The organism is Methylocapsa acidiphila B2 (assembly GCF_000427445.1).
Taxonomy (GTDB): Bacteria; Pseudomonadota; Alphaproteobacteria; order Rhizobiales; family Beijerinckiaceae; genus Methylocapsa; species Methylocapsa acidiphila.
Genome location: NZ_KE386496.1, coordinates 1,496,061 through 1,512,814 on the forward strand (window position 1 = coordinate 1,496,061; position 16,754 = coordinate 1,512,814).

A 16,754-nucleotide genomic window follows, 5' to 3' on the forward strand; every position below is an offset into this window, starting at 1 on the left:
CGCCTCGGCGAAGCTCGCCCCCTCTAGAGCGGCGAGGGATTCGGCGGCGAGGAACCGCGTCATCGCCCGTTCGAGCCGGGCGCGATCAACCTCGACCCATTGGCCGCAGGAGCGCGAGCCCGTCCGTACCCGCGAGCAGAAAGCTGACTTCTCCCTCCGTTAACGGCTCGCCGTCGAGCGTCGTCTCGACCCTGAAATCGAGCAGCCCATCAAGCCCAAGGGCCGAAGGCTCGCGGCGCCCGATCGTCGCCGTCGCCTTGGGGCGCGGCAGCCGCGCGGCGCGCCAGGCCGGCGGCATCCGCAAAATTACCCCCCGCCTCCTCGAGATCGGGCGCGGACTGGATGAGCCCGAGAGCCTCTCGCGGTCCCCGCGCACCGGGTGGAAGATGTCGCCAGCCTCGACCAAAGGCTTCAGCCAATCCCATTTGTCGGCGGCGCGCTGAACCGGCCGGAGCACCGATAGAAGCTCATTTTTGTTCTTCGCCCCGGCATATTGGCGCAGCGCCTCGCCCGAAGGCAGATGCTGGGCCGTGGCGGCGGCCGAGAGGCCGGTCGTGTAGGTCGCCATGAAGGCGCAGGGGACTTCCGCGTCGCACCATCTTCCGCGAGGTTGAAATGAACCCTGCCGACGAGGGTCCAGGCCGGATTGCGTTGGGCCAGAAAGCTCTGCAAATCCGTCCCGGCCGCCGCATAATCCCGGACAAAGGCGGCGTCCGACGCCTCCCACAGGGCGCGAAGACCCGTCGACGTCAGATATTCGGCGCCGGCCATCATGGGCGCGGTCAGGGCCAGCGACCCGAGTTCCGCCAGCGTCGGCGGTTTAAAACGGCGGCGTGGCGCATCCAGGTTGTGCATGTCGAAGCGCTCGCCCGCCGTCCAGGCGTTCTGGGCGATGCATGTCGAAGCGCTGAACTGGAGCGAATCGACCGCCGCGCATCGGATCTCGGCCAACAGTCTGCGCCGCTGGCGCGATCTCCTTGAGAACGGCGAGGTGGAGATCGACTGGCGCGCCCGTCTTCATCCGAGCGCCCTCCCGACGAAAAGCACCGGTGCTAACAGTAGTGCTAACGACTGCGCGGCCGAATCGGCCTTGACAGCCGCATCGGACGATGATTCGCAGATGCCGGAGAAGCGCACCCGCCGCACCTTCAGCGCAGAAGAAAAGCTGGCGATCGTGCTGGAATCCTAGCAAGCTTAGAGGCTGGTGCGGGCGGCGGGACTCGAACCCGCACTCTCATAGAGAAACAGATTTTCGTACCACTTCGACTTTCGCCGCCGCCCAAAGGCGTTCGTGGTCTGGACTATCCCTTCGCCATGGTCGTCAAACCGAAGGCGCCGCCCGTCTAGTCTCTACACCTTCCCCGAGGGGCTTGGCTCGGGATTGGCTTAGGCGCCCCTTAGCTTTCCCCGACTTTGAGCGGTTCTACTCCGCAAATTTCCCTGCGGGCACTCCAATTGAAGTCTGCTGCGTCTACCGATTTCGCCACGTCCGCATTTGTGATGTCGTGCCACAGTGCGCCCTGTCGCGCCAGGGCGAAGATCCAGTGGCCTCGTAGGTTCTGGCTCCTATTTGGCTCCTAGCTCTTTTTCTCCTCCCGCTAAGCTTCCCGAGCGTTGCCTGCCAAGCTATTGATTATACATATAAACAAAGTCGAAATACGCGACGAAACGTCGCATGCAGACAAAGGTGTTTTTAAGTCCCTTGCGTCTACCAATTTCGCCACGTCCGCAGAACATTGAGCTTATAATAAATCGAAGCCCTTTAAGATCCGGAATGCGCCAAAGGTCTTTCGGATGGCAAAATATTGGCGCAGGCGCGGATTATCGCGCGGGATAGCATGGCCTAGCCGTAGCGCCAAGGCGATACGCTGCCCAGAAATGAAGCGCGCCCACGCTTACGAGCACCCTCACGGCCAACCAAAGCCCCGAAGCAAAGGCCAAAAGGCTAGATTTGAACCGTCGATCAGCGTCAGATGGCGTCTTTCAGCTCACGGTCGAGGCATGCGCCGGAAACGCGCCGCGACGACCGACCAAAGAGTTGTCCGAACTCTAAGTGGAAAAGTGGATCGGAACAGGCCAGCGCCTCGCTCGATCTCCGACCCGCGCTAGGCGCAGGCCAACAAAGTCAAGAAGGAATCGATCTTCGCGCCCGGACTCCCTGTCGCGTGGGAGATCCACGGGGAATTTCATCGAATCTCTGGCCTCTGGCTCGAAGGGAATTGCCAGCCACCAGGCGCGACAAGAACCTGCCTAGCGTCGCCTGTTAGCCGACTCGAACGTCAACCGTGCGGCCAGGATTTGGAGGCATGTTGCGGCTTTCCTTTCCTCTTGGTCGACGCCATATCCTGTAGCTCTTTCTCGCTCATCGAATCGACCATGGATTTCGAGGCGCCTTTAAGCTCGCTCTTCCTCTTTTCGCCCCGCTTTGCGGCGAGCGCCGCCCCTGCCGCCATCTGTTGGGCCTTTGACTTTGCCGGCAAATGCTCCTCCCGATTTTCCGACGGCCCGACTCGACTCGGAGACGGACCGCCGCCTCTTCCAACGCAAATCTATTTGGCGGCCTCAAGCGCGTGAGCCGCTGGCTCATCGATCGGCGCCGCCGCTTCTACCCACATCAGGCTCAGTCCACCTCCTGCCCGGTGAGCTGCAGGGAGGTCTTCATTCCACCATTGAAGCGCCCGCCATCGCTATCGACGCCGTGTTGAAGCCCTGCAAGGATCATATCCTCTACAGGGCCAACAACAAGTTTCGTCCACAGCTCCGGCGAGAAGTTCTCGAGCCTCAGCGGCGTGTTACATTGAACGCAGAGAGCCGTCGCGCAATCACCCGGCGCGGCGACACAAATGCTCCCAAGGGAAACCGGGTCGTGACATATTTTTCAACTCGGCGCGCCAGCTGAGACGCATAGACCCGAGTGGAAAATCGCACATTTTGCACTCCCCTGTAGAGAAGATTCCGCCGTGGGCCGGGCGGATAGCCCTATGTTATAAGGATCGCGACACGCCGGTCCCACTTTGCGACAGATCGCCTGAACCACCGGCCCTCATCCCGCCCGATTGGCTCCAATAGGGCTCGACTTTGTAATGCTGGTGCATGCGCGACTCCCAATCGCGGCTGGCCCAGCTGTCATCGCTGAATTCCGGCGCATCCTTTAGTTGGCTTTCCGTGACGTTGGTGGTGTAGCCTTCCAGCCCCTTGTCATAGTTTAGAGAACTCCACGGCAAGGGATAATGGCTATGACCCAGGCCAAGGAAACCGCCGAAGCTCATGACGGCGTAGCGGACCTGCCCCGAACTCTTGTCGATCATCAGGTGATCGATTTGACCGATCTGATTGCCGTTCGGATCAAAGATATTCGTGCCTTCGACCTCTTCGCTTGAGATCAAGATGGATTCTGGATAGGCGGTAGCCATGTCTTGCTCCGTTTGTTTGCTGGGATTTCGACGTCGCCAGCGCCGGAAGCTTTTCTTTCGCGGAGCAAATTTCTCCCCGCAGCTCAAGCAGATGGCGCATACGTCGAGGCTACAACGCTTGGAAACCGCAAGGGTTCCTGAAGCTCACCTCGTCATAGCTAATGGAAATACGACAACAGCAACGATGGCGCTTCACCGGATCTACACAATCCGATCAGCATAATACAGAAGTGATTGAACCGCGCCGCGCTCGCACAGCGCTTCGATAGCTTGGCCAGATCGCGCTATACTGCCCGGTCAAGCCCGAAGCGCGGAACTTGACGTTCATCTACGCGTTGTCGCCAAACATCTCCAGATTTCGCACGCAGGTTTATGTGGAGGAGAAAATGGGTTTCGGTCGCGGCATATTGCTTTGGATCCTGGGCGTGCCAATTCCGCTCGTTATTTTGATAGTGCTGTTTTGGCATCATTAGCGCTTAGGCGCCGTTGAGGGCGCCTTTACACAACAAGGAAGGTTACGACCTTTCACAAAGGGAGCAACACAATGCAACATTACAAGTCACAATCGCTGAAATATCCGACTTTCGAGCTTTATGGCAGCAGCGTTGAAGGCATGGGAGGCGCTGCGCGTCGTCTCGGCGACACCTTGTCAGACTCCGTATCTCGGACAAAGGACGCAATTTCGGACGCAGCCGGCCAGGCGAAGGACTCCCTATCGTCCGACCTTGAAGCCTTGAAAGCCGATATGGATTCGCTCCGCGAGACAGTGGTCGAGTTCATGGCAAAGGCAGGGAAGGAAGGCGCCAAATCATTGCGTGAAGGCGCGTCCGCCGTCGCGGGCCAAGTCGGCAGCACGGCGAGCGATGTGGCGGACGGCGGCGCGCAGGCCCTTTCCGCTGTGGCCGAACGCGCCAAGGCCGCGGCTTTTGATGTAGAGGACGTAGCCCGACGCAATCCTGTCGCCACAATCGCCGCGTCGGTGTTGTTGGGCGTGATCATCGGGATTATGGGCCGACGGAGCTGACATTGCTAAAGCTTCTCAAACTGTTCGGCTTTGACGCCGCCGCGTCCCTAAGTTCCATCAAGGAGCGGCTCGATCTGCGCCTGGAGGAGGTTGGCGACAGCGCCAGGCGCATGATCCGTGACGCCGCGGTCATAAGCGCCTTGCTGGCGGCGGCATGGCTAGCAGCCGCAATGGCCGCCGTCGTAGGCTTGATCGCGCTTTACCTCTGGAGCTCGGAAGCGATCGGCCCTTATGGCGGCCTCGCCACTGTGGGAGGAGTCCTCGTTTTGGTTTCGATCGCCTTTTTTTCCGGCGCGGAGGTGAAGATCCAATCTTTGAAACCGAAGAGGCCACAGCAATCAAGCGCGGCGCACGGCGGAAGCGGCGACGCCGCCACAGGGGAGAAAGGCGCCAGTTCAACAGCGGGTTCCATCGCCCCTCCAGCCATCGCCTACCAAGGCGCAGCGGATAATAAACTGCGGCAGCCATTCGCGTTTCTTTTGTCCGAGGTCATCGGCGAACGACAACCTGGAACCTTGACGGACTTGCTGGCGCAGCCAAGCCTAGGCGCCGACGAAACGGTGGCGCGCGCGGCGGACATCGTCGAACATGGCGATCGCGGGCAGACGGTCTTTGTTCTGGCGGGAGCTGCGCTACTCGGATGGTTGTTGACGCGCTACCCCGCTGTTGAACGCAGCCGCTGATCGGCAGCAACGTTTGAAGTCACATTAAGCACGAGGCCGGAAGAGCAATCGCTCTTCCGGCCTCTTTTCTGGCGTCGAATAGCCTCGGCTATAGCGCATCCGTCTTCGATGCGCGAGACAAGCATATCCTGGGCGATCGCATTCGTTCGTCTGATCGGAACGTTCGAGGAGCGTCCGCTGTTTTGCTTCTTGATGGCGACGACGCCATTATAGCGAAGGGTGAAACATGGAGCAGCGTCCTTTTTGGAAGGGCTATTTGAAGCTCTCGCTCGTCACCTGCCCTATCGCGCTCACTCCCGTCGTCACCGCGGCCGAACGGGTTCAGTTTCACACGCTGAACCGGGCGACGGGCCATCGCGTCGCAAGTCGATATGTCGACGCGGACACGCGCGAAACGGTCGAAGCCGACGACATCGTCAAAGGCTACCAGACCGGGCCCGACGAATATCTGGCGCTGGAGGACGAGGAGCTCGATTCGGCGTCGCTCGAGAGCTTGCGGACAATCGACATAGAAAGCTTCGTCCCGAGGGATTCGATTGATTCGATCTGGTTCGACCGCCCGCATTATGTTGCGCCCGACGATCCAGTCGGCGAAGAAGCATTCGGCGTCATTCGGGACGCGATGAACGCGACCGGTACGGCCGCGATCGCACGGCTCGTGCTCTACAGGAGGGAACGCGCCGTCATGCTTCATCCACACGACCGCGGGCTCGTGCTCTGGACACTCAGATATGGCGAAGAAATTCGTGATTCATCGCCCTATTTCGCCGACATCCGACTTGAAGATGGCGAGCACGAGCTTCTAGATCTTTTCACGACGCTGATCGAAAAGCGATTGACGCCATGGAAGCCTTCGCTTGCAAGCGATCCCGTGCAGGAGCATTTGCTCGAAATCATCGCCGCGCGGAAAAAGGGCAAGCGCCCGCGAAAATCCAAGGCGACGGCGCCCGAACCTCCGACCAATGTGATCAGCATAGTGGAGGCGTTGCGCAAAAGCATTGCGGCCGCGGGACGCAAGCGCTGAAATCAGCCGGCGGCTCGGCGCGCGGGAGCGGGCAAGGGAACGGCGGCCTCGCGAAAGCCGCGCCAAGGATCGGCGCGCAGATTGGCGAGGCGGCCGGGCGCGTTGGAGACGTTGAAATAGGCGGGCCCCAACACTTCCGACAGCTCGTCCCACGCAAGCGGCATGGAGACGGAGGCGCCTCGCCGAGCCCGGGTGGAATAAGGCGCGACCGAGGTCGCTCCCCGGCCGTTGCGAAGATAGTCGACGAAGATTTTTCCCCGCCGCTTCGCCTTTGATATAGTTGAAACATAGAGGTCTCGACTGTCCGAGCTCATGGCCTCCGCGATGCTTTTGGCGAAGGCTTTCACCGCAGTCCAGCCGAACTTGGGAAGCAACGGCGCGACGACATGCAGCCCCTTACCGCCCGAGCTCTTCACGAAGCTGTCGAGGCCCGCCTCCTTCAGCCGTTGACGGACCTCGACAGAAGCCGAAACAACCGCCAACCATGAGACGTCGGGGCCCGGGTCAAGGTCCATCACGATCATGTCTGGCCGCTCCAGCGCCGCCACGGTCGCGCCCCAAGGGTGAATCTCGAGGGCGCCGCCTTGCACGAGACCTATCAAGCCGTCGAGATCGTCGATGACGAGAAGCGGCTCCTCAGCGGCGTTTTTCGGATCGGGGAAGCTACGGACGCTACGCGCAAGGCCGCGCCAGGCGTGCTTCTGAAAGAAACATTGGCCCTCGACGCCGTCTGGACAGCGCACGACGGCCAGCGGACGCCCTACAACGAAGAAAGCCATGCGCGGCCAGACCTCGCTGTAGTAATCGGCGAGCCCTTCCTTGGTGACGCCGGCCTCGGGCCAATAGAGCCGCTCTGGATGCGTGAGCGTGATCGAATGGCGAGGCGCGGCCCTCACGTTTTTGGATGAATCTTCGCGCATGACTTCCCTCGCGGGCTTGTCTTCGCGCAGGCCGCGAAAAGAGGCATGGCGAAGGTTGTTGTCTGCGGTCCAGCCACGGAATTCCACCTCCGCGACGAGCGCCGGCCTCACATATCTCACTCCTCGCGCCGCCTCCGCGACGAGCGGCTGCGCAAAAGGCGCGGCGTCGACGCGCATCGGCTCGAGCCGGCCGTGGAGATCTTCCGCGGCCGCCGCCGTGAAGCCCGTGCCCACGCGGCCGACGGGGATTAGCTGATCTTTTTCGTAATAGCCGAGAACCAGACTGCCGACCGCCTTGCGCGAGGTTGAAGAAGGGACATATCCGCCGATCACGAATTCCTGCCGCTCGAAGCATTTGGATTTTCGCCAGCCTGCGGTCCGGCCCGAGCGATAGCGCCCGTCCCGCAATTTCGACACCACGCCTTCTAGGCTGAGGCGGCAGGCGTGCTGTAGAATAAGATCGCCGTCATCATCGAAATGAACGCTGTAGCGAAGCGGCTCCGGTGCGCTTGCGAGCAATTGCTCAAGCGCCGCCTTGCGTTCGATGAGCGGCGACGTGCGGAGATCATAGCCGTCGAGATAAAGCAGATCGAAAGCGTAAAAGACGAAGCGGCTCGCGCGCCGCTGGCTCAGTTCCGCCTGCAAGGCGGAGAAATCAGACGCGCCATTCGCGTTCTCGACGACGAGCTCGCCGTCGATCAGGCCCGTCACGAGCGGCAAAGCCTTAAAGGCCCGGGCAAGCATCTCGCCGAATTTCGCCGTCCAGTCGAGCTCGCCGCGGGTGAGCAGCGCGAGGCGTCCACCATTTATGCGCGCTTGCAAACGACAGCCGTCGTATTTGATCTCGTGAATCCAACGGGCGCCGCCCGGAGGCTTGGCGCAAAGCACAGCGAGCGCGGGCTCGATGAAGGCGGGCAGCGGTGCCTTGGCGGCCTTTTCGAGCGTCGACGGATCCGGTGCCGCGCTCGCCCGAGGAATTTCACGATCCGCGCGCGTTGCTTTTCGCCGCGACGGCTTCGGCTCGACGCCCGCGGCCGCGACCTCCTCGAGTCCGCGCCCGGATTTCACCGAGTCCGGCTCCTCCTGAAGAATGTCAGAGGCGTTTTCGGATCGAGCGGCGTCGTCGCCTCGCTTGATGAGAAGCCAATTTTCTTTGTTCGGGCGCTTTTCCCCTCGTCGGTTCGCCATGCGGACGAGCAGCCAGCGGCCGTTGAGCTTCTCGCCGCGCAGCTCGAATTCCAAATGTCCCTTGGCGTAGGCCTCGCGCCAATCCCCGACGGGCGCCCATTCGCCTCGGTCCCAAACGATCACGGTCCCGCCGCCATATTCGCCTTTTGGAATGACCCCTTCAAAATCAGCATATTCGAGCGGATGATCTTCGACATGGACCGCGAGGCGCTTCTCCCCGGCGACGAGGCTCGGGCCCCGCGCGACCGCCCAGCTCTTCAACACGCCGTCGAACTCGAGTCGCAGGTCGTAATGAAGCCGGCGCGCCGCATGCTTCTGGATCACGAAAAGATGACCTCCCCGCGCGGAGGCGCTTTTTCCGCGCGGCTCCGACGTCGCCTGGAAGTCCCGCTTGTTCCGATAGATCTGCAGGGCCATGATCAGCCGGCCTTGCGCCCAGGCGCCGACGCCTTGGCGATCTTGCTCCGGGGCGTCTTTTGTTTCACCGCGGCGTCCTCGCGCTGGACTGATCCCGACCGCCTTCTGGCGGGCCTTTCGGCGCCGCCGCCCTTTTCATCCCGAGCCCCCACCTCGCTTTGGCGGGCCTTCTTTGCTCGACCTCCCTTGGCGGCGCTTCGCCGCAGCGCGTCCATGAGATCGACGCCCTTCCCCAGCCTCGGCCGCGCGCGCCTTCCGAGGGGCTTGCCTTCCATCTTCTCGCGAATGACTTCCGCGAGCGCCGACTCATAACGGTCATGGACCGCGTGAGGATCAAACGCGCCGCGCTTGGTCTCGACGATATGCTTGGCGAGATCGAGCATTTCGCCGTTGATCTTCATCTCCGGAATATCGGCGAATACATCCCCGGACGGACGGATCTCGTAATCGAACCGCAGGGTGGTCGCGAGCAACCCTCGGCCATAGGCTCGGATCAGGATCGAACGCATCCGCCGGAAAAGAACGGTTCGCGCGAGAGCCGCCACGGATTTGGCCCGGAGCCCGTCGCGAATGACGGCAAAGGCCGATTCCGCCGCCGGATTGCCCGGAGCGAGATAATAGGGACGGTCGAGATAGACGTGTTCAATCTCGTCGCAACGAAGGAAGACCTCCGCCGAGAGCGTCTTGTCGGAGCCTGGAATCGCCGCCGCGATCTCTTCCGGCTCTAGCGCGACATATTCCTTGTCGCCGACTACGTAGCCCTTGACCTGATCCTCGGACTCGACCGGCTCACCGCTTTCCTCATCGACGAACTCGCGATGAACCCGTCGTCCATTCTCGCGACTGATCAAATGAAAGCTTATTCTCTCGGAAGCGGAAACCGCGGAGTAAAGGGCGACAGAGCATGAGAGCTCGGCCACCTTCAAAAACCCCTTCCAATTTGCCCGAGGCGCCATGTGGAAAAGCCTATCCCCGGAACCAACGCCACCTGCACAGCGGCGTCCCTGCACAGCGCCTCGGCCGCAAGCGGCTAGCTTCGGCGGATGAGCCCGAACACGAGTGAAATGATCAAAAGGACCACGGCGACCCAGAAGAGTATTCGCGCGCCCGACATCGCCGTGCCCGCCACTCCGCCAAATCCGAGCAGCGCCGCAACAAGCGCCACCACCAGAAAGATCACCGCCCAATGTAGAAGGTTGCCGACATTCATGAGACTTCCTCCTCGCCGACGCTGCCGCGCCAACCCAACGCCGATTCCACAAGAATCGGCCGAATCGGCCGTCATGCCGCCACAGTCTTCCCGCGGCGACGACAAACGCGAACGCCAAATCAAACGGCTTAACCAGTCCAAAGTTCCGGATCTAGATCAGCGCCATAATGATGAAATTTCTAAGAGACATATGCTTCACGTTCATGGCGAAGCACAACCCATAGGCTAGGCCTGTAATCCGACCCAACAAATTGCCCGGGATAAACAACGATACAGCCGAAGCCACTAAAGGCGCAGGCAGCAAATTCGCCGCGTTTCCAAACCGCGCCTTTCCTGCACGACTAAACCGCCGACGGATATTGACCGGCCAGCCCGACCCTTCGCTGGCCGTCGTCTCCTTCTCGGAAAGACAGCCTCACGCGCACCGCCGAATGCTCCGCCGCACCTCAGATACGGCCAAGAAGCGCTAGAATAACCACGACGACCAGCACGGTCCCCAGCAAGCCGCCCGGAGCGTAACCCCATCCGCTGCTATAGGGCCACGCCGGCAAGGCGCCTACTAGCAAGAGGATTAATATGACAATTAAGAGCGTCGATAGCATGCTCGATCTCCTTCGACTGTGGTTCCCTAATTGACGGTCGCCCTCGATCGACAATATTCAAGTTATTCACCCGCCCGAAGGAGGCCCGCACGCCCGATGCGGAAGCGACGGACCTCCGCCGTATGTCGCTGAAACGCTTCGGCTCGCCGTCTACATCTTGTCCATTTCGGAATTCTTATCATAGCCCGGCGCGTTCCGGAGCTGATCCTTAGTGCGATCCAACAACAGCCAGCTCTTGCCGCCACGCGTCGCGATCCTCAGCTCCTTGAATGGAATCGCAACGTCCTTCTGACCAACGCCGAGGAAGCCGCCGACTCCTATGACCGCCGTCGTGATAGCGCCATCGGTGTTCAAGACGAGATCGTCGACATCGCCGATCTTATGTTCCGAATTATCATATACGTCGGCCTTGTAGATGTCCGACGCCGTCCAATTCGACGTCGAAAGCGACGACCCTGGCACGGAAACCGAACGGCCCGTCCGCTGAGCCGGCATGTAATCCGGCGCAGCCTTGAGATCTTCCTTGGTGCGATCGAGAACAAGCCAATCCTTCCCGTCTCGAAGCGAAATTTTTATGTCCTTGAACGGGACCGCCACGTCCTTTTGGCCGGCTCCAAGGAATCCACCAACGCCAATGACAGCGGTCTTTATGGCCCCGTCGCTATTCAAAACGAGATCGGTTATGTCTCCGATCTTGCGCTCGGACTTATCATAGACGTTGGCTTTATAAATATCCGACGCCAGCCACCGCGACGTGGAAAGGGACGAAGCCGGCGCAGCAACCGACCGTCCGCTCAAAGGCTCCTTGGTCATCGTGCTTTGAGCAAAAGCGAGGCTTGCGCCGAGAGCAAGGAACGCAGCGGGAAGCGCGAGCTTGTTGAACATGAGGATCTCTCCCTAACTTTGAAACGGCGTTTACGCCGGCCGGAGAACGCGCCTTCAAATTCATTAGTTCCGTCGCACAGAACTCCAGCAATGCGATGATCGCAAACTGTCGCGCTTGTGTTTAGACGCCTACCGTGCAAAGAAATAGATCAACGGGAACGCAAGCACAGTCAACGCTACACCAAATGTCAGCGCCCGGCGCGCAACATTCGGAGCAACGCCCTGTCGCGCTTCCGTTGGCGTGAACACGATCGGCGGCTTGGCGCCGTCCGCTACTGGATCCTCTGCATGTTTCATAGACATCAATCCCTCAGCGCCGCTATCAAGCGCAACGCGTTGGCCCCGCTACGCTACGTAAAGATGTCTCCTACGCCACGCCAGATCCGAGCAGACCTCTCACTCGACAAAAAGGAGACCCGCGACAGCGGCCGCTAATGAAGTCATGACGCTCGCAAACCCATAAGCCGTCGTTGGACCGATCGCTCTCGCCATCATCGGCGCGTCCGTCCACATATGCGCCAGCCCCGCGCAAAGCATCAAGCTGACGAGAATGAGCGATCCAAATCCGTTGTTGTCGGTACGGACCAATGCACGGCTTCTACCCATAACAGAGTCCTCCATGAAGAAGAGGCGAACGCTTGACAATATTTACGTCGCGCTCGTTGCATTACGGCAACTTCGATCGACCGCTATTGTTCCCGACGCATTACTTAAATTGGGAGCGCACGACGCACCTACGGAAATCTCTCCTTTCCCTATTGCGCGAATTCAAATGAAAAGGCCGAGCGCGCGCCTCAACGCAATGAACAAATCCGATCGAGGACTAACCGCCCTACCAAGATCTCAAGCGATAGACCAATTTTATTCCGATCATCACGAAACCTAAGCCCCAACCGAGCGCCACTCTTGCAACCGACGCACGATGAGGAATACCTTGGCGCCGCGCCATGGCGATAGATCTCTCTTTATTGCCATTGGCTATACGATTGATATTGGAGCTCACCTGCCGCTCTCCTAAATTCTTCCACTTATCTCACGATTCAATCCCGCAATCATCGCGCCGTTCCAAGGACTTTGAAGCTGCGCACGATGCTGAATTGCGTACGAGGCGGCAAACCACTTCGACTCATCCGCACCTCAATCGACCAAATTTAACGCGCTATTCCGCCTTCATCTGGAGCATTTACCTCCCTCAGGGCCACGTAGCGTGTGGACGAAGTAAATCTTGTCGCCGTCGTCGCGAGGCCGCTCAGTCAATTATGGGTCGACATACAGCTAAGGCCCACTTTCGACTGACCCGAGATCGCTATGGACTATCGCCAGGTTCGCGTCCTTAGCTTCTTCCTACGGGTAATGCTGCCCAACGCCGGACCGAACTGATATGGCTGCTCATCGGACTAATGCACATTTGTCTAAAACGGTTCCAAATGACACATCTGACTCTGCAAACTCAACCGAGTGTCGGCTATAGCCTTTGTATATCCCGCACCAACGCGTCGGGGGGACCTTCAAATCTCCCTCTGGACGGCCTCACATGACAGCGTCTTTATAGGCTGAAGAAACCACGGACGCAGGCAAAAGGCACACGCGCTGTAGGCCGCAATAATGCGCCTCATGCTCAAGACTAGGTCTGTCACAACGGATGGAGCATTCGAGCGTGACCACGTCGTCATCAAAAATTAGTGAGACTACGTGCAACGCCACGGGGCAGAGCGCTAACTGCGCAACAACGGATCAGCGCATCATCGCCTGAATGAGTTCAACAATATTAACAGTAGCGAACTTCGAAAAGGTGTCCGACACCGCATATGGCAAGATAATTTGATCCTTATGCCGGAGCCCCCCGCACGTATATACGACGTTGGGCACATATCCTTCCCGCTCCGACAATTCAGGGCGAAGCAAAGGCTCCCTCATTCGCGCGAGGACTTTAGATGGAACCTCTTTGTCGAGTAGGACCGCTCCGATCGAATATTTCCTGACCGCGCCAACCCCATGGATCAGGAGCAGCCATCCTTCATCAAGTTCGATCGGCGACCCGCAATTCCCGATTTGCACAAATTCCCATGGAAACTGTGGCGTCAGAATGGCGGAACCTTCGTCCCAACTGTTCAAATTATCCGAATAAACGAGATAAATGTTTTCGTTGTCCTGCCGCGCAATCATTGCGAATCGGCCGTTGATTCGGCGCGGAAACAGAGCCATGCCCTTATTTCGCGCTCCCAGCCCCAGCAATGGCGAGAGCCTGTAGGACATAAAATCCGACGTCTCAAGCAGCTCTGATCTAATGGCTCTGCCGTTATATGCAGTGTAGGTCGCATAATAAAGCTTACGTCCCTCGTCATCGAATTGGACGAAGCGAGCATCCTCAATTCCATTCGATTGGGACTCGGTAACAGGGAAAATGACTTGCTCGCTAATTTGATCGTAAGAATTGAATTCAATTTCGACAACATCGCCGCTGGCGCTTGGCATTCGATTACGCACGCGCGGCATTGACGCGAAACGCGCTGCTGACTCAATAACCAAACCATATTTGGGGTCGATTGAACCTACCCGAAAAGTCAAGGACGAGATGTGTCCTTCGCCGACCGCACGGAGGCTGAGGATAAAGCGTTGTCCGCCCTCCGGCGCATCAGTTTGGTCCGGATGAAGAACAATGCTGGGATTGAACAACGCCGCCGCTTCGAAGGAATACTCATGCAGAAAATAGGCCCCTACCAGTTGACGCTGCAATTTAGTGAATGGAGGATGCGGGGCGAAGGCGCTCTCCATTTCCGCAGCGCGCGCTTCGAAAATCTGCAGAAGCTCGCGGTGGCGGCCGATAAAACCTTCGACAAGCCCCGCCATTTTTCTAGTCGCCGCTTCCGAATCCATCGCAAGAATCCGTGCAACGATGTGATTTGCCCGCGTCCTATCGATCGGATTGAGATCCCGTGGTTCGACCGCAGGACGAAAGGGACGCACCACGACCCGCGCTGGATCCGGACGCAGATGAATAGAGTGCCTTTGCAACATGGGCTGTGACAATCATCCCCCTTACGCGCATGTCCAGAATGCTGGCTCATGTGATGCTTCAGCGCGTGCATTTCGCTAATGTGCGAATCTGCGACTCTCTGCCAGACTCTTGTCTGGCGGGAATAATTTGACGAATTTCGACGAGGCCGAAAAGGTAGGATAAAACCGATTCAGCTCCTTGATTCTCATTCGTTCCGCCGGGCTGCAGACCATCGCGACAGGTTCCATTCTCGATGTCGACCAGCGGCGTCGCCAGGTCATTGACGCCGAGAAACCAACCGAAAGCCAGCTCGGCCCGGTCCCGCCACCTGACATCGCCATCCACGCGAAACGCAGCGAGGCATGCCGATATCGTGGCAGCCGCCTCCAGTGGCTGCTGATCGAACCGTCGCGGAGGCATCCCCTTCTCTTTGAAGCTCTCTGTCCCTATCGGCCTGAAAAAACCTTCCGGGCTGATTTGCTTCCGCATAAGCCAACCTAAAGACTCTAGCCCAGCGTCAACATAACGGTGGACTCCGGTCGAAAGTCCCGACAGGATCAATGCCTGCGGCAAGCGGGCATTGTCATATGTAAGCCTATTCTCCCACCAGATCCAATCCGTTTCTCGTGAATTTCGTAAGAGAGACATCATTTGGTCTGCAAGCTTGAGTCGCGCGCCGACAGCCGCGCGATCATTTGGAATCGCCTCGCAGTAAGCGTCCAGACCTAACAAGGCGAAAGACCAAGGACGCGGAAAGGCGAAGCTCTCAACGATTGGCAGAGCCTTGGCAAAAAGCGCAGCGGCCCACCGCCGCCGAGAAGCGCTTACGTCGCCTTTAGCGCACTCTCCCAACGCCCAAAGAGCTCGCGCATTGCTATCGTCTGAACCTTTTTCTTCGAGCCAGCGTCTGTCATAGCCCATGAAATTGCGAAACCGCCCGAGATCAGGGTTCCAGGCATGCTGCACGAACGCGGCGAAACGACTCGTCAGCGCATCGGAGATCCGTGGCTCGGCGTCCCTCGTCAACGCACAAGCTAAAATAAGCGCACGGGCATTGTCGTCTAGACAATAACCATGCGAGCGGTCCGGCACCGAGTGAACAGCATGTTGTACAAGGCCGACATCGTCGCACATCGCTTGAAAATGACCGAGCTGACTCTCCGTTATATCCAGAGGCGCAGGCGCCGCGCGCGCGAGCCGCGTGAAGCGCTTAAGCCTACACTGATCGCGGGCGCCTTCGAACACAGTCAGATAGCGCTCGCCGATGCGGTCCCAAGTCATGCGCCGGCTGCCTCCATAAGCTCGCCCAGACATATCGCGCCGCCTGTCATCATTAGTCAGCAAACTGGCGATCTCGTCGCCAAGACGACGGACGTCGCCAAACGGGACCAGCACGCCAGCCCCATTTCCAAGAAGTTCACGAGCATGCCAATATGGAGTCGAAACGACAGCTTTCCCTAGGCCGAAGCTGTAAGCCAAGGTTCCCGACGTCATTTGCGCTTCATTGAGATAGGGCGTGACATAGACGTCGCACATCGAGATAAATTCGAGCAGCGTCGCCTGATCTACGAACTGATCAAGAAAGAGGACATGATTCTCGACCCCTAGCTCCCTAGCGCGAGCGAATAAACTTTCACGATACGATTCGCCACAAGTTCCGACGAGATTTGGATGTGTGGCGCCGAGCACGACGTATACGGCATCCGCGCGCCGTTCGACGATAGACGTCATAGCGTCTATCATGACTTCGATCCCCTTGTTAGGCGAGAGAAGGCCAAAGGTCAGAATAACCGCCTTTCCCGCGAACCCGAGCGTGGCTTTGGCCTGATCGGCATCGGCGAAAGGAACGTCAGGCACCCCATGCGGAATCACTTCGATCTTTTCCGAGGAAACTCGGCTGGACGCGAGCAGCAGCTCCCGCCCTTTGTCAGCCATGACGACCACCTTCGAAGATGCCTCCACGATGTAGTTCAAGACGCTGCGCTGCTTCGGCGTGGCCTCCGACAGCACCGTATGAAACGTAGTAACGATAGGCATAGTGAGCCTCGACAGCAAAGCCGTCACATTGACGCCGGCGTCAGGTCCGAAGATGCCGAATTCGTGCTGAAGCGAGACGACGTCGAAGTGTTGGTCGTTCAGCAGATCAGCCGCTCGAATATAGCTCTCAATCTTGTCATCTGCGATCGCGACGCTTACAACTGAAGGATAGTCGTAACGCTTGCCGGCATCGTTCATCGCGACGATTTTCGTCTCGGTCATTGGGCGCAAATTTGCGATGGCTTGCTGCAAACTTGTTGTAAATGTTGAGATTCCGCATCGCCTTGGAAGCGAATTTCCAATAAATGCGATGCTCTTTACCATCGACACAATTGCGCCTCCGTCATTTTGGC

15 protein-coding genes are annotated in these 16,754 nt (G+C 58.8%); 4 read left to right on the forward strand and 11 right to left on the reverse strand.

The genetic code is table 11. The features are described 5' to 3' along the window. Positions 1–85 precede the first annotated feature (85 nt). A complete protein-coding gene (locus METAC_RS25170) occupies positions 86–568 on the reverse strand; it encodes an SNF2 helicase-associated domain-containing protein (protein WP_026606760.1) in 483 nt (160 codons plus the stop codon). Positions 569–772: 204 nt separating this feature from the next. Here METAC_RS25170 and METAC_RS0108990 point away from each other — a divergent pair, with 204 nt between their 5' ends. Beyond that, on the forward strand, positions 773–1,189 hold the full coding sequence (locus METAC_RS0108990) for a hypothetical protein (protein WP_156898155.1): 417 nt from the start codon (positions 773–775) through the stop codon (positions 1,187–1,189). A 1,090-nt stretch (positions 1,190–2,279) separates the two neighbouring features. Here the strand turns inward: METAC_RS0108990 and METAC_RS25770 are convergent. Together METAC_RS25770 and METAC_RS0109005 are read right to left on the reverse strand one after the other, a co-directional pair. After that, positions 2,280–2,480 carry a DUF3008 family protein gene (locus METAC_RS25770; protein ID WP_084143546.1) on the reverse strand — a complete coding sequence of 67 codons (201 nt, stop codon included), beginning with the start codon at positions 2,478–2,480 and terminating at the stop codon, positions 2,280–2,282. A 504-nt stretch (positions 2,481–2,984) separates the two neighbouring features. Further along, positions 2,985–3,413, reverse strand: coding sequence for a PRC-barrel domain-containing protein (locus METAC_RS0109005; RefSeq protein ID WP_026606762.1), 429 nt, complete (start codon positions 3,411–3,413; stop codon positions 2,985–2,987). Between the two features lie 544 nt (positions 3,414–3,957). On the opposite strand from METAC_RS0109005, the gene METAC_RS0109015 reads away from it, so the two are divergent. The 3 genes from METAC_RS0109015 (at position 3,958) to ku (METAC_RS0109030) (ending at position 6,144) form a co-directional block, all read left to right on the forward strand. Then, positions 3,958–4,437, forward strand: coding sequence for a hypothetical protein (locus METAC_RS0109015; RefSeq protein ID WP_026606763.1), 480 nt, complete (start codon positions 3,958–3,960; stop codon positions 4,435–4,437). Between the two features lie 2 nt (positions 4,438–4,439). After that, positions 4,440–5,120, forward strand: coding sequence for a hypothetical protein (locus METAC_RS0109020; RefSeq protein ID WP_026606764.1), 681 nt, complete (start codon positions 4,440–4,442; stop codon positions 5,118–5,120). A 226-nt stretch (positions 5,121–5,346) separates the two neighbouring features. Next, entirely contained in the window at positions 5,347–6,144 is a 798-nt protein-coding gene (gene ku, locus METAC_RS0109030) for a non-homologous end joining protein Ku (RefSeq protein ID WP_026606765.1), read from the forward strand. 2 nt (positions 6,145–6,146) lie between these two features. Here the strand turns inward: ku (METAC_RS0109030) and ligD are convergent, their stop codons facing one another. The 8 genes from ligD to METAC_RS0109075 all read right to left on the reverse strand — a co-directional run bounded on the left by ligD (position 6,147) and on the right by METAC_RS0109075 (position 16,731). Then, complete coding sequence (ligD, locus tag METAC_RS0109035; RefSeq protein WP_026606766.1) at positions 6,147–8,669, reverse strand: DNA ligase D; 2,523 nt, start codon at positions 8,667–8,669, stop codon at positions 6,147–6,149. A 2-nt stretch (positions 8,670–8,671) separates the two neighbouring features. Then, on the reverse strand, positions 8,672–9,625 hold the full coding sequence (ku, locus tag METAC_RS0109040) for a non-homologous end joining protein Ku (protein ID WP_026606767.1): 954 nt from the start codon (positions 9,623–9,625) through the stop codon (positions 8,672–8,674). 74 nt (positions 9,626–9,699) lie between these two features. After that, complete coding sequence (locus METAC_RS0109045) at positions 9,700–9,879, reverse strand: DUF1328 domain-containing protein (RefSeq protein ID WP_026606768.1); 180 nt, start codon at positions 9,877–9,879, stop codon at positions 9,700–9,702. Between the two features lie 446 nt (positions 9,880–10,325). Beyond that, entirely contained in the window at positions 10,326–10,481 is a 156-nt protein-coding gene (locus METAC_RS25775) for a DUF3309 family protein (RefSeq protein WP_036255424.1), read from the reverse strand. A 150-nt stretch (positions 10,482–10,631) separates the two neighbouring features. Next, a complete protein-coding gene (locus tag METAC_RS0109060) occupies positions 10,632–11,366 on the reverse strand; it encodes a PRC-barrel domain-containing protein (RefSeq protein WP_026606769.1) in 735 nt (244 codons plus the stop codon). A gap of 129 nt (positions 11,367–11,495) precedes the next feature. Continuing rightward, entirely contained in the window at positions 11,496–11,663 is a 168-nt protein-coding gene (locus tag METAC_RS26785; protein WP_198017194.1) for a hypothetical protein, read from the reverse strand. Between the two features lie 1,437 nt (positions 11,664–13,100). Beyond that, positions 13,101–14,384: a glycoside hydrolase family 130 protein gene (locus METAC_RS0109070; RefSeq protein ID WP_198017272.1), complete on the reverse strand. Its 1,284-nt coding sequence runs from the start codon at positions 14,382–14,384 to the stop codon at positions 13,101–13,103. 58 nt (positions 14,385–14,442) lie between these two features. Next, positions 14,443–16,731, reverse strand: a complete 2,289-nt coding sequence (locus tag METAC_RS0109075) for a glycosyltransferase family 4 protein (protein WP_026606772.1) — start codon at positions 16,729–16,731, stop codon at positions 14,443–14,445. Positions 16,732–16,754: the final 23 nt, after the last annotated feature.

Coding starts and splice junctions, on each gene's coding strand:
- METAC_RS25170 (WP_026606760.1), bottom strand. CDS start 568: ATGGCGACCTACACGACCGGCCTCTCGGCCGCCGCCACGGCCCAGCAT.
- METAC_RS0108990 (WP_156898155.1), top strand. CDS start 773: ATGGGCGCGGTCAGGGCCAGCGACCCGAGTTCCGCCAGCGTCGGCGGT.
- METAC_RS0109005 (WP_026606762.1), bottom strand. CDS start 3,413: ATGGCTACCGCCTATCCAGAATCCATCTTGATCTCAAGCGAAGAGGTC.
- METAC_RS0109015 (WP_026606763.1), top strand. CDS start 3,958: ATGCAACATTACAAGTCACAATCGCTGAAATATCCGACTTTCGAGCTT.
- ku (WP_026606765.1), top strand. CDS start 5,347: ATGGAGCAGCGTCCTTTTTGGAAGGGCTATTTGAAGCTCTCGCTCGTC.
- ligD (WP_026606766.1), bottom strand. CDS start 8,669: ATGGCCCTGCAGATCTATCGGAACAAGCGGGACTTCCAGGCGACGTCG.
- ku (WP_026606767.1), bottom strand. CDS start 9,625: ATGGCGCCTCGGGCAAATTGGAAGGGGTTTTTGAAGGTGGCCGAGCTC.
- METAC_RS0109045 (WP_026606768.1), bottom strand. CDS start 9,879: ATGAATGTCGGCAACCTTCTACATTGGGCGGTGATCTTTCTGGTGGTG.
- METAC_RS25775 (WP_036255424.1), bottom strand. CDS start 10,481: ATGCTATCGACGCTCTTAATTGTCATATTAATCCTCTTGCTAGTAGGC.
- METAC_RS0109060 (WP_026606769.1), bottom strand. CDS start 11,366: ATGTTCAACAAGCTCGCGCTTCCCGCTGCGTTCCTTGCTCTCGGCGCA.
- METAC_RS26785 (WP_198017194.1), bottom strand. CDS start 11,663: ATGAAACATGCAGAGGATCCAGTAGCGGACGGCGCCAAGCCGCCGATC.
- METAC_RS0109070 (WP_198017272.1), bottom strand. CDS start 14,384: ATGTTGCAAAGGCACTCTATTCATCTGCGTCCGGATCCAGCGCGGGTC.